General features: G+C 63.8%; 9 protein-coding genes, 1 pseudogene and 1 riboswitch. Of the genes and pseudogenes, 7 read left to right on the top strand and 3 right to left on the bottom strand.

The window, feature by feature from the left end:
• Positions 1-55 precede the first annotated feature (55 nt).
• The 7 genes from GEV05_21885 to GEV05_21855 all read left to right on the top strand — a co-directional run bounded on the left by GEV05_21885 (position 56) and on the right by GEV05_21855 (position 7,928).
• Complete coding sequence (locus GEV05_21885) at positions 56-313, top strand: hypothetical protein (GenBank protein ID MPZ45986.1); 258 nt, start codon at positions 56-58, stop codon at positions 311-313.
• 1,519 nt (positions 314-1,832) lie between these two features.
• A riboswitch (cyclic di-GMP riboswitch) is annotated at positions 1,833-1,921 on the top strand.
• A 101-nt stretch (positions 1,922-2,022) separates the two neighbouring features.
• Entirely contained in the window at positions 2,023-2,520 is a 498-nt protein-coding gene (locus tag GEV05_21880; protein MPZ45985.1) for a hypothetical protein, read from the top strand.
• Complete coding sequence (locus GEV05_21875; GenBank protein ID MPZ45984.1) at positions 2,517-3,131, top strand: OmpA family protein; 615 nt, start codon at positions 2,517-2,519, stop codon at positions 3,129-3,131. Before GEV05_21880 ends, GEV05_21875 begins: the two co-directional genes overlap by 4 nt.
• Positions 3,132-3,600: 469 nt before the next feature.
• Positions 3,601-4,695 (top strand): hypothetical protein, encoded by a 1,095-nt coding sequence (locus GEV05_21870; GenBank protein MPZ45983.1) that lies wholly within the window; start codon positions 3,601-3,603, stop codon positions 4,693-4,695.
• Positions 4,696-5,608: 913 nt separating this feature from the next.
• Positions 5,609-5,830, top strand: coding sequence for a hypothetical protein (locus tag GEV05_21865; protein MPZ45982.1), 222 nt, complete (start codon positions 5,609-5,611; stop codon positions 5,828-5,830).
• 163 nt (positions 5,831-5,993) lie between these two features.
• Positions 5,994-6,740, top strand: coding sequence for a hypothetical protein (locus GEV05_21860; protein MPZ45981.1), 747 nt, complete (start codon positions 5,994-5,996; stop codon positions 6,738-6,740).
• Positions 6,741-6,788: 48 nt separating this feature from the next.
• On the top strand, positions 6,789-7,928 hold the full coding sequence (locus tag GEV05_21855) for an aminotransferase class V-fold PLP-dependent enzyme (GenBank protein ID MPZ45980.1): 1,140 nt from the start codon (positions 6,789-6,791) through the stop codon (positions 7,926-7,928).
• 110 nt (positions 7,929-8,038) lie between these two features.
• On the opposite strand, the gene GEV05_21850 is transcribed toward GEV05_21855, so the two are convergent.
• The 3 genes and pseudogenes from GEV05_21850 to GEV05_21840 all read right to left on the bottom strand — a co-directional run bounded on the left by GEV05_21850 (position 8,039) and on the right by GEV05_21840 (position 12,453).
• A complete protein-coding gene (locus GEV05_21850; protein MPZ45979.1) occupies positions 8,039-8,953 on the bottom strand; it encodes a hypothetical protein in 915 nt (304 codons plus the stop codon).
• Between the two features lie 191 nt (positions 8,954-9,144).
• The gene (gene putA / locus GEV05_21845; GenBank protein MPZ45978.1) at positions 9,145-10,899 is read right to left on the bottom strand and encodes a bifunctional proline dehydrogenase/L-glutamate gamma-semialdehyde dehydrogenase PutA; all 1,755 of its coding nucleotides are present in this window, start codon (positions 10,897-10,899) and stop codon (positions 9,145-9,147) included.
• Positions 10,900-11,085: 186 nt separating this feature from the next.
• A pseudogene (locus tag GEV05_21840) lies at positions 11,086-12,453 on the bottom strand (bifunctional proline dehydrogenase/L-glutamate gamma-semialdehyde dehydrogenase).
• Positions 12,454-12,513 lie beyond the last annotated feature (60 nt).

The following is a 12,513-nucleotide window of genomic DNA, read 5'->3' as shown; positions in this document are numbered from 1 at the left end:
GGATTCCATCTCCGCAATGGTTAAGGTGCGCGTCCTCCAAGAGGTGCGAAAGCACATGAGTCTTACTGACGAGGAATTTCGCCAGCTCGTCATCAACATTCTTCGTGAGCACATGGAGGACCATAGTTCATTCTCTGCGGGCTGGGTCGTTGAAGCGCCACTCGACAGCTCGCCGATCCAAGTGAGGGCGACGATGGTCGGTGACGATATGCGACACAAGGTGGTGGACGACTTCATCGCAGCAGCGCGGAGACTGCTCGTGAACGGAGCGGAAGCAAGCTCCTTCGCAGAGGAACCGCGAAAAGCATTGTAACGGAGTGGCAACGCTTAAGCATGAAGCTTGTTCACGCGCTCTATGCGCCTCCAGAGGCATTGTCCCGATCAATGTTGAACTGAAAGTCTGAGGTGGCGGCTCCTTTCTCCTGCATGTGATATGCAGAGGGTCGCCAAACCAAGAAAGGAGCCACCATGGCGAAGACTGTCACGAAGTCGATCGTTTGCCAATCGCAAGCCGATGCAGGGGCCCTCAACGTAGCCATTCCAGCGCGCGTGCTCTCGGCGCTGAGGAGTGCGAAGGAAGCGTTCTTCGCGCTGTGCGTGCAAACGGGCAAGGAGGTGCTCGCGACGCTCATGGAACAAGAGCGCGCGAGTTTGTGCGGGGCGAAAGGCGTCCCCAATCCCGAGCGCCGGGCGGTGCGCGGTGGCCTGAGAGAAGGTACGCCGCGAATGCGTCCAATAGCCAGCGCATCCGTGCCAAGCGCCATAGGTCGGCGTTGGATAACACGGCAAGGACGGCTTTGCGGAGTGCTCTCGATTCGGTGGTGTGCGGGTGCGCCCCCGACGCGCGTGAGGATCATTCCGATCGGGTCAATGTCCTCCGGGATCGCGGTGCACGCGTGGACGTGGACTTCGGCCAGGAATCTCGCGAGCTTCACTTCGCGCGCCGATCGGCGCTGTAGAGCGCTGAGCACTAATGTCTGCGTCTGTTGAGTCCGCTCTTGTCCAGACACGCGCTCGCCATCCAAGTGCTTGGTACAGGTGGCTAATCTAAACAAGCAGGAGGCGGGTATCAATGCCGTGCCTACCTTCCCGCAGAACGCGAACCCGCCGTCTTCCTTCATCGCGCCCGACAGCTTCCACCTTATGGGGCATTGCTTTAGCGTTGGCATGGGTCGCCTTGTCAGGTTTTCGACTGATTACGGGCGGCCAGGACGCTTCTCTTCTTCGTCGGGCGCACGATGAATAATTACCTTCATGCCGTATTGACGTGCTCGGCTGCGAGCAGCCTTTACAACGGCACTCTTGTTCTCGTCCACCATGAGGGGGAATGCTGAATCTCCTGAGTACAAGTGCCAAGCGCCATCCCGGAATATCACGTGGCAGTACCTGCCCGGCATATGCACACCCCGTACGCTGCAAGTTAGGCAGCGAGGGAGCAAGTCGGAGGCCAAATGCATCACGCTCGGGAATGCCAAGGAAGTGCGCATAATTTCGCGCTCCTTCCCACTTCATCGAGGCAAGGGAAGATGCTGGCCGCTCGACAGCGCGCGATCTAGGGTGACTCGGCGCGCATGCTCCTACCTCTCGCTGGTCGTTCAGGCCGGGTGCGTGAATAGCAGACTGCACCTTCACCGGCTGCAAGTTCCGCGCCCATACAGTTCTAGGCGGATACAGTTCCGACGGGGAGACGAAGGTCCGACCATGAAGGCGTACGCGGTCGGTTTGGCGGCTCGCCGCAGATGCCGCTTGGTCGGCAGCCGAGGCTGAAGTAAAAAGCGCAGTACCGTGAAATTGTGCCGCCTGATGCCCGGCACAAATTTGGCTAGAGCAGGTCGTCGAAAGGGCAAACCCAACCGAAAGGCGGGGGCGCAAAGTTACCGGTCTAAGGGGCTGCAAGCCCTATGACAGCGGGACTGCCGAGATCGTGCGCAGCCGACGCGCGCGCTTCGCAGTACCGTACCGCACCTTCGCTCCCTCGCTGCAAAACGCCGACGCGTTCGGGTTGACTTGCCGACGCCATACATGGCTTTTCAGGGTTCAAAAGGGATCCAAATGAGCGAGGGCAATAGGACGGCAAGGTGGCGACGTGTGGTGATCGCGGCAGCGCTTTGCGTGCTTTCCGGCAACGCGGGCGCAGCGCAAAGCGCCGGCGTGGTCAAGACGCTGATCGGATCGGCGAGCATCACTCGCGAATCATCGGTTCTGCCTATGGCACCGGGACAGCGCGTGTTCGCGGGAGATCGCATATCGGCAGCGGGCGCCAGCTATGTCGGCGTCACGCTACACGACGATACCCGGCTCGCGATCGGACCCGGCAGTGAGCTCGTCATTCGCGAGTTCGAGTTTAACTCCAGCTCGTACGCGGGCGCTTTCGCGATCTCGTTCTTGCGGGGTACAGCGCGCGTCATCACTGGCATCATCGCCAAGCACACGCCAGAGCGTGTCAAGTTCAATACGCCCACCATGACGATCGGAATACGCGGCACCGACTTCATCGTCGACCTGGAGGAACAGCAGTGAACCCGCGCATCGCCTTTGTTGCGACAACTATCGTTCTTTCGGGTTGCGCGGCACAGCCGACGGTGGAGCCCGCTCCGCGATTGACCGAGCGTGTCATTCTCCTGCCTTCAGACACCGAACGCCCTTCGGCGGTGGTCGTGCAAGCCGGTGACATTGAGGTGTTGCTCGACACGCCTTATACCAGCGCGGATCGCCGCGGCAGCGTGCTGCAATCGAACGCGCTTACGGCCGAAGAGATCAAGCGCCGCTACCAAGGATTGCTGTCCGCTCAGCCGCAAAAACCGCAGCCCTTCACCATGTATTTCGTGCTGGGCAGCGACGAGCTCACGGCAGCATCGAAAGCAGCCTTCGACGATGCACGCAAGCGAATCGCATCCTGGTCAGGCGCGGAGGTAGTGGTGATCGGTCATACCGACCGGCTGGGGGCGACCGATTACAACGACCGGCTGTCCCAGCAGCGGGCCAGTGTGATCGCTGCTCGGCTCGTGGCGGCGGGCGTTCCCGCCGATGCTATCGAGGTGGCCGCACGCGGCGAGCGCGAGCCGCTGATTCCCACACGGGACGAGCGGCCCGAGCCGCGCAACCGGCGGGTCGAGATCAAAGTGCGCTGAGCATCTGATCCGAATACGAAAGCTTCGACGACGTGGTCCGCGATATCCCGCGCTTCATCTACGAGGTCTACAAAATACCCGAGGGCTGCATTCGACCTTGGGCTATCGCAGTCCGATTCACTTTGAACAGCTACACACCGGCCATCCTGTCCAACCCGCTGCCTGAAAGAGTCCACCCGAAGGAGTTCACTTCAAGCGCCGGAGTAAAACTGCCCCCTTCTGGGCGAAGGATGATTCGAGCGGCGCTTGCAAGCGAATGATCTCTGCATGCGCTCGCGCAGTGGACCGCGACATGGAAACGCACCACGCGTCGGCGTTCTAATCGCGTCGGCTTTCTTTACACTCGCAATTGTCATTTCATCTAAGCGATTGATTCGTAGCGTGGCATATCGGTTGCGAATAGGTCCGCCGTATACCCGTTCGGCATGGAATGCCGAAGGGCTTGGCAACTGAAATGATGGAGCAGTGCATGGAAGCGGATAGCTTCGGATCACTCTCAACCGCGCTGGAAAGTTCCATGCGCCGAATCAGGAAACTCGTGAGCAACGCATGCGGCACCCATGCGCGCACGATCAAAATATCTGCGGCATTGGGTAGCGCGCTCTTGTTATTCTCCGTTTCCAGCGATGCTTTCGCACCGCTGCGGCAATGGATGATCGCCGCTTTCGAAGCCGAATACCCAACCCCCGGGCAGGCGGGATTGGACCGTGGCGATGCGCCTTCCGAGACAACGTCTCAGCAGGCGCATGACGCGGCGATTCAGGTCGCGCTCGCCCACGTGGGACCCATCCGATTGGGAAGTTCCGGGGAGTCGGGCGATATTTTCTGGACGATATCCGATAGCATGAGCACCTCGAACGAGTATCAAGCCGGGCGTGACCTAGCTTCTAGCGACGTCTACCGCAGCGGTTTCACCGCCGCGCAAAGGTATGGAGCAGGCGGACAGCGTTCTCGCATGCCATTACTCGCGTTCGGACTGCCATCGCATCTCTATCCGAGCCAGCATCTAGCCGGCATCGCGGGACCAGCGGGAATGATGCTATCCGGCGGCTCGCTTTCCGAAGGGGATTCGGACTCGCTTTCCCAAACGGATTCGGACTCTCAACCTCAGGACAATTCCCGCGGAGCCGAGATTCATCCGGCGCTCGAAGAAGGCGCCGATGGCGACAAGAATCCGCAGCGAAGTGACTCCGGTGCGGATGGCGGTCCGCTCGGTGCACCGAACGAAGAACTTCCCACCGACAACGCCGGTTCGCTAGGCGACCCGGTCATAACCGGTGACAATTCGAACGGGACCGTGCCTCCCATCAGTGTCCTCGACGACGGTCTAGCGAAAAAGATCGATGAGCCCGTTCTGCAAGAGCTGTCGCTGCCGCACAATGGAGGCATCGCAACACCAAGCACGGGCCAGGAGGACTATCCCGATTTCACCCAGCTTCGTATCTCCGATGAATCGGTTGAGGCGGCTACATCGGTACCGCTGCCCGGAACGCTGGCGTTGATCGTTCTGGCGTTACCGATGCTTGTGTCCTTTCACGGTCGCCTCGCCTCGAAACGGATGTAGTCCCCGCTTTGCGCGATCCGTCGTCCCGCCGGTGACCGAGTCGAATATCTCGGCATCGTCGGTCTTCTGGAGCTCGATCCCGCCGGGCGATCTGGTATCGATGTCCTCGGAAAGCCGAACGATTGCCCAAGCACGCTTGAGTGATTACGAAATGGCGTGCGATCGAAATTCATAGTTCCGATCGCCAGTTGAGGTAGGAGGTCGGACTCTACGTGGCAAGCCGTAGCACGCGCAATGATCAGGAAGCGCGGCGCGGCGCGGGTGCAGACTTCGACGGAAGCGGACGAGGCTCATGGCACATTGTCGGAGCTGAAAGATCGGCCGAGCGGGCCGGTAAGCTTCAGTCCAAGCCAATGTTCGGGCTCGCTTGCCGTGATTGGACATTCGGCCGTGGAAGCCATGGAGGCGGCCAGAGCGTAGGAGGTCTCGCTTTGCGCAGCCGCGCTGCTGGTGACGGCGGTTACGTTCTAGCGCCGCCCGCGGCCCGGGGTTAAAACTCCCCCGCCCATTATCGCGCGGCCGCGTCAGCGTGGCCGCCAGCAAGCGCAATTGCCCGGCGATCGTTTCCGGGTCCGCATAGTCAGCGATCCTCACCGCGGTTGATATGCGAACCGCGGCCGCGCAATCGCTGCTCCCAGACCTTTACGAGCCGGTGCTGGTAGGCGTCGCACCGCTCGCCTTGCAGCTTCGCGGGATCGAACGTCACGACGGGCCGGAGGGGCGCTACAGCGTCGTGCAGGAATGGCATTGCGAATTGCCGTGCGGGCACCCGTCGTATCTTCGCGTAGCTCACCGAGACTCACCCAGTCGCTCAATCCCTCGCCCGGCCCATAGGCCTGTTTACTGCTGTAACAGTGTAGGCGTATGCTGGCTGCGTAAGGGAGCAGAACAACGAGCCGGACGGGCAGACGCCATGAAGGTCTATCGTGTCGTGAGGCACGGAAGCGAGTGGCATTTGATCTCGCCGTCAACAGGCATTGCGATCGGTGCGGCGTCGGAAAAATCGGTCGTTCTTCAGTGGGCGTGCCTGCTCGCGCAAAAGAGCGGTGGCGAAGTTCATGTTTACGACGACCTGGCCCTCCAAGATGTATACGCCGACGCTAACGGGGTGATGCAGTCCGTAGCGCGCGAGTGACACGCGGTCGGTAGCGCTAAATAATCGCCCAGTGAGGCGGGTGCTGTCGCCCGAGGTTGCTGTGCTAGCTAGATGACTACCCCGCAGTCCCCGCAACGGTAAATCGTTTCCCGCCGCAAACTTGCCGCATAATGGCGCGACATCGGTCGCGGACGATACGGCAATGAACCCCATCCATCCCTGGTATTCGCTCGGCTACGTGATCCCGCATCTGTACACGGACATGGATGCGTACCAGTTCTATCGCATCGCCCCCGAAGGCATGATGCTGGTAACCACCGGCCTCGATCTCAAGGAGTACAGCCTGGCCGCGGTCGAAACCGAGCTGCCGACGCTGTGGCAGCGTTTCGAGCTGCTCGCGCGCAAGAAGGTGGACCGGATCGCCCTGAGCGGCGTTCCGGTCGCGTCCGCCCTGGGTCGTACGCGCATGTGCGAGATCCTGCACGAGGGTACCGAGCGGACCGGAATCGTCTGCGATACCGACCTGGAAGCGCATATCGCGGCCCTGCAGCACCTGGGCGCCGCACGCATCGCGTTGGCTACGCGCTGGCCCGATGCGGTCAACGAGGCGTTGACGCGTTACCTCGCGCAGGCGGAGATCGAAGTCCTCGTTTGCCGCTCGCGGGCACGCACGCTGGAACAGAACAAGCATGCCAGCGCCGCCGACGATCATCTGCTCGCGCTGGAGCTGGGGCGCGAAGCGCTGCGGGCAGCGCCGCAAGCGCAGGCGCTCTTGATGCCGGGCGGCCTTTGGCATGCGATCCATGCCGTGCCCGAGCTGGAGGCAGAGCTCGGCCGCCCGGTGTTGCTCAACATACTGTCCACCACCTGGGCAGCGCTGCACGCCTGCGGACCTCGAATGCAGCGCAAGCTCGACCCGCATTGGAGCAAGCTGCTCGCCAGCGTTTAGCGAGCCCCCCGCTCGATGCTTTCAGCATTCGTTTCACACGAGCCTGCAATGAGCACCGCGCCGATCTACCTCGACTACAACGCCACCACGCCGATCGCGCGCGAGGTGCTGGAGGCGATGCTGCCTTACCTCGCAACGCACTTCGGCAATCCGTCGAGCCAGCACGGCTATGGCGCGCCGGCGCATGCGGCGGTGGAAGCGGCGCGAAGCCAGGTTGCGCACCTGGTCGGTGGCGCGTCCGACGAGATCGTGTTCACCAGCGGCGGCACGGAAGCGACCAATCATGCACTGAAAGGCCTGGCGTTCGCGCAGACGGCCGGCGAACGGCGGCGCATCGTGGTGAGTGCGGTCGAACATCCAGCCACGCTGGAAACGGCCCGCGCCTTGCAGCGTTTCGGCTTCGAAGTCGTGGACATCGGCGCGGACCGCCACGGGGTCATCGACCTCGCGCAGCTGAAACGCGCGCTCTCGCCGCAAACCCTGGCCGTGAGCCTCATGCACGCGAACAACGAGACCGGAACCGTGCAGCCGGTTGCGGCCGCGGCCGAGGCCGCGCACCGGCACGGCGCGTTGCTGCACGTCGATGCCGCGCAGTCGGCCGGCAAGATCGCGGTCGACGTGAACGCGCTCGGCGCGGATCTTCTGACGCTCGCGGGGCACAAGCTCTACGCCCCCAAGGGCGTCGGCGCGCTCTACGTCCGCTCCGGCATCGTGCTGGAGCCCCTGATCCATGGCGCGGGGCAGGAATCGGGGCGGCGTGCCGGCACCGAGAACGTGCCCTACATCGTCGCGCTCGGCGCTGCCTGCCGTATCGCCCGCGAGCGGCTGGAAGCGAACGCGGCGCATATGGCGGCAATGCGCGATCGGCTGTGGACCCAGCTGCATACGCGGCTCGGTGAGCGCGCGGTGCTCAATGGCCATCCGCAGGACCGGCTGCCGAACACGCTCAACGTGAGCTTCGCCGGCTGCGTCGGCTCGGAGCTCCTTGCGGCACTCCCGCAGCTGGCGGCGTCGACCGGCTCGGCGTGCCATGACGGGCGCATCAGCATCTCGCCGGTGCTGGCTGCGATGGGCGTCGACCCGATGCTTGCGCGCGGGGCAGTGCGCTTCAGCGTCGGCCGGGACACGAGCGTGGAGGAGATCGACCAGGCGGCTGCGATGGTTGCCGAATACGTCCTTTCCCGGTAGGGCGGCGGGAGCCAGCCGCATTGCGTTCATGCGGTTGGCCTTGGTCAAATCGACGCGGCTGCGCTCGTCGCACGCGCTTCCGCGAACAACGTTAACGCACCCGAATTGAGCTACTGGACACGCGAGTGTTTGACGACGCGCCGCTTGCGACCCCACGATCCCGGCCGCACGACGTAGAGATCCCCGCGCGAATCGCCCCAGATGCCGTGACAGGAACGAAACGAGGGATCGCCCCATTGGGCGAGACGCTCGCCATCGAGCGTCAGCACGCTGACCAAGCCGCCGTTATGCTCGACGGTGTAGACGACATCGTGCGCATCCACGTACATGACGGCAGGGCCGATCAGCTTCGTGCGCCACACGTCGAGCAGCTGGCCGTTCTGATCGAACACCTGGATGCGGTCGTTCTCGCGGTCGGCAACGAGCAATCGGCCCCTGCGGTCGACCCACACGCCGTGCGGCAGGTTGAATTGTCCAGGCCCCGTTCCGGGCTCACCCCATGACTGGACATGCCGGCCGGTGGCGTCGAATTTGTGCACCCTGGCGTTGCCGTAGCCGTCGCTGACGAACATCTCGCCCGAGGGGGCGATATCGATGTCGGTCGGCAGGTTGAACGGACCGCCGCCGTGGGTGACGTCGCGATAGGCATCGGAGCGAAAGTCCTCGGGCGCGACGCCCGTGTCGGAGCGAAAGCCACGCGTGCCGATCGTGCGCAATAACTTTCCCTCGCGATCGAACTGCATCATCTGGCCGAGGTCGCGGTCGACCAGCCACAGGTTGTCGTCCTTGTCGGCGCGGATGGTGTGCGGAAAGGCGAACAGCCCCTCGCCCCACGAGCGCAAAAATTTGCCGTCGCGATCGAACACCACCACGGGATGCTCCTTCACGCGGCTGAAGCAGTAGACGTTGTCCTGCGAATCGACCGTGACCGAGGCGGCTATCACGTCCACGCCCGGCGGAAGACGCGCCCAATCTTCCTCCACCCGGTAGGTGTGCTCGCCACTGCCAACGACTGTAGCCGCCATTACGTGCCTCCTTCAGTTCAATCGCCGAAATTCATCAAACTGGTATTGTCGCCACGCAAGATGCGAACGCCCATGCAAGACGCAAGACCTGACCCCATTAGCTGACCCGGAATTCACCAAACGGGTGTTGCCGCCTCGCAATGCGCGAACGCCCATGCAAAACGCAAGACCTGACCCTATGCTTACTATGCTCAACAATCGTCCAGATTCGCCAGGCTGGTATTGCCCCCGCTCGCGGCGGTGTTGATGCTGAGTACTCGCTCCACCGCAAAGCGCTGGAGATAATTCGGTCCCCCGGCCTTCGGTCCCGTGCCCGACAGGCCTTCGCCGCCGAAAGGCTGCACGCCGACGACCGCCCCGATCGTGTTGCGGTTGACATAGGCATTGCCGACGCGCAGCCGCGCCTGGATCTCGCGCGCCTTGGCTCCGATGCGTGTCTGGATCCCGAGTGTAAGCCCGAAGCGGGTTGCATTGATCGCCTCGAGCACGCGATCGAGATGGTCGGCGTCGTAGCGCACGATGTGCAGGATTGGTCCGAAAACCTCCTCGGGCACCCGGTCGAGGCCGTCGATCTCGAAGATGCGCGGGGCGAAGAAGCTGCCGTGCGCGCAGTCCGCGGGCAGGCGCGCCGTGTACAAGGTGCGTGCGTCTGCGCGCATGCGGCCGCAGTGCGCTTCGAGCCGCTGGAGCGCCTCGTCGTCGATGACCGGGCCGACATCGGTTGCGAGCAGCCCCGGGTCGCCGATCGCGAGCTCGGCGGCGGCTTCGCACAGCAAGCCCATGATCCGTTCGGCCACCTCGTCCTGCAGGAACAGCACGCGCAACGCCGAACAGCGCTGGCCGGTGGAGCGAAACGCGCTCGCGATCACATCGTCGACCACCTGCTCGGGGAGCGCCGTCGAATCGACGATCATGGTGTTCTGTCCGCCGGTCTCGGCGATCAGCGGCACGATCGGCCCGGTTCGCTTGGCCAACGCGAGGTTGATCGCGTGCGCGGTCTCGACCGAGCCGGTGAAGGCGATGCCCGAGGTGCGCGGATCGGCGATAAGCTGCGCGCCAATGGTCCCACCGGCTCCGGGCAGCAGTTGCAGCACTTCGGCCGGAATACCCGCGCGGTGGAAAAGCTCGACGGCTAGAGCGGCGATGAGCGGTGCCTGTTCGGCGGGCTTGGCGATCACGCAATTGCCGGCGCCGAGCGCGGCGGCAATCTGGCCGGTGAAGATGGCGAGCGGAAAATTCCACGGGCTGATGCAGCTCCACACCCCGCGCCCGTGCCATTGCAGCTCGTTGTGCTCCCCGGTCGGTCCGCGCAGCGTGCGCACGCGAAGATCGCTGCGTGCGCGCGCGCCGTAGTAGCGGCAGAAGTCGGTTGCTTCGCGCACTTCGGCCAGGGCGTCGGGGATGGTCTTGCCGGCCTCGCGCACCGCGAGCGCCATGAAGGGCTCGTAGTGCTGCTCGATGAAATCGGCCATGCGCTCCAGGCATTGGGCTCGGACCTCGGCTCCGGCACGGTCCCATTCGTACGCTGCGGCAACCGCGTGTTCCAGGGCTGCATCGACGTCCGCGGCTTCGGCCTCGCAGACATGGCCAACGACTCGGCGCCGGTCCGATGGATCGGTGACCGGCCGCTCGTTGCGAGCGATCCGGCGCCCGGCAATGATCGGGTTGGTGCGCCAGTCGCGCTTCGCTTCCTCGTGCAACCGCTGCAGCAGGGGCTCCATGACGTGCGAATCGCTCAGATCAAATGCGCGCGAGTTCAGGCGCTCGGGGAGATAGAGATCGCGGGGCAGGGGAATGCGCGGATGGGCAATTCCTGAAGGCGCCTCGCTTCCCTTTCCGTCTGGGAGCACGGCGGCGCGTGAGTGAGCATGTTGTCTTCCCTCTCCCTCCGGGAGAGGGATCGAGGGTGAGGGAATGATCTTCGAGGAGTTCTCCCTCACCCCCAGCCCCTCTCCCGGAGGGAGAGGGGAGTGAGGCGTCCTCGGAGGGAGAGGGGAGTGAGGCGTCCTCGGAGGGAGAGGGGAGTGAGGCGTCCTCGGAGGGAGAGGGGAGTGAGGCGTATTCGGAGGGAGAGGGGAGTGAGGCGTATTCGTACGCGCTCGATCCTGGTCGAGCAACGCCGGCACGATCCTAAGCGGATCGGCGATGACGTCGGCGGCTGGCCGCTGCGCATCGGCAATACGGTTGACGAACGAAGTATTGGCGCCGTTCTCGAGCAGCCGCCGCACCAGGTATGCGAGCAGGTCTTCGTGCATGCCGACTGGTGCGTAGATCCGGCACGCATAGGCGGGTTCGCCCTGCGCATCGATGACCTGGCGGTGAAGCGTTGCGCCCTGCGCATCGACGATTGGCCGGTAGAGCGTCTCACCCATGCCGTGCAGGCGCTGAAATTCGAAGTCGCGCCGCGCTCCCGCGAGCTCGATCACGGCCGCGACCGTGTGCGCGTTGTGGGTTGCGAATTGCGGGTAGAGCGCAGCTCCCGCGGCGAGCATGCGGCGCGCGCAAACCAGGTAGCTCAAGTCGGTGGAGGCCTTGCGTGTATACACCGGATAGCCATCGAGCCCGCGCTCCTGCGCGCGCTTGATCTCGCTATCCCAGTACGCGCCCTTGACCAGCCGCACAGGGATGCGACGGCCGCGTTCGCGCGCTGCCTCGGCCAGCCACGCGATGACATGCGGCGCGCGCTTTTGATACGCCTGAACCGCGAGACCCATACCTTCCCAGCCGTCGAGCGCCGCATCGCGCCACGCGCTGGCAAATATTTCCAGCGAAATCTCCAGCCGATCGGCTTCCTCGGCATCCACGGTGAGCCCGATACCGGCCGCGCGGGCAAGCTTCGCCAGCTCGAGCAAGCGAGGGACGAGCTCGCGCAGCACCCGGTCGCACTGCGCATACTCGTAGCGCGGATGCAGCGCCGAGAGCTTCACCGAGATGCCGGGCGCGGTAATTGGATCACCGCCCAGGCCCGCATGGGCGATGCTGCCGATGGCGCCGGCATAGGCATCGAAGTAACGCTTCGCATCCGAGGCTCCGCGCGCCGACTCGCCCAGCATGTCGAAGGAATGTCGGTACCGCGCGTGCTCGTCCGCTGCGGCCTCTCGCAGCGCCTCCTCGATCGTGCGGCCGAGGATGAATTGGCTGCCGAGAATGCGCATGGCATGCAGCACCGCCCGCCGCACGACCGGCCGGCCGAGACGCGAAAGCATGCGCTCGATCTCGCTCGAACGCTCGCCGGGGTCGTCTTCGCGTTGGACCACGCTGCCGGTCAACATCAGCATCCAGGTGGCGGCGTTGACGAACAAGGGCTTGCCCGGGCTGATATGCCTTTCCCAGTCGGCGTTGCCGAGCTTGTCGCTGATGAGCTCGTCGATGGTGTCGGCGTCCGGCACTCGCAACAGCGCCTCGGCCAGGCACAAAAGCAGCACGCCTTCGTTGCTGGAGAGGTCGAACTCCTGCAGCATCTGGTCGAGCCCGCCGAATACGGGCCGGTCGGCGCGCATGCGGCTGACCAGGGCGATGGCGCGGTCGCGGATGCGGGCGCGTTGGGCGGGATCGATATC

Source organism: Betaproteobacteria bacterium (assembly GCA_009377585.1).
In the GTDB taxonomy this organism is placed as follows: domain Bacteria; phylum Pseudomonadota; class Gammaproteobacteria; order Burkholderiales; family WYBJ01; genus WYBJ01.
Note: the sequence above shows the minus strand (reverse complement) of the source record. Positions and strands in the feature narration are given on the sequence as shown.

What these genes read in the sequence shown, in the direction of transcription:
- GEV05_21860 (MPZ45981.1), top strand. Translation starts at nt 5,994, where the DNA reads ATGAACCCCATCCATCCCTGGTATTCGCTCGGCTACGTGATCCCGCAT.
- GEV05_21855 (MPZ45980.1), top strand. Translation starts at nt 6,789, where the DNA reads ATGAGCACCGCGCCGATCTACCTCGACTACAACGCCACCACGCCGATC.
- GEV05_21870 (MPZ45983.1), top strand. Translation starts at nt 3,601, where the DNA reads ATGGAAGCGGATAGCTTCGGATCACTCTCAACCGCGCTGGAAAGTTCC.
- GEV05_21850 (MPZ45979.1), bottom strand. Translation starts at nt 8,953, where the DNA reads ATGGCGGCTACAGTCGTTGGCAGTGGCGAGCACACCTACCGGGTGGAG.
- GEV05_21865 (MPZ45982.1), top strand. Translation starts at nt 5,609, where the DNA reads ATGAAGGTCTATCGTGTCGTGAGGCACGGAAGCGAGTGGCATTTGATC.
- GEV05_21880 (MPZ45985.1), top strand. Translation starts at nt 2,023, where the DNA reads ATGGCTTTTCAGGGTTCAAAAGGGATCCAAATGAGCGAGGGCAATAGG.
- GEV05_21885 (MPZ45986.1), top strand. Translation starts at nt 56, where the DNA reads ATGAGTCTTACTGACGAGGAATTTCGCCAGCTCGTCATCAACATTCTT.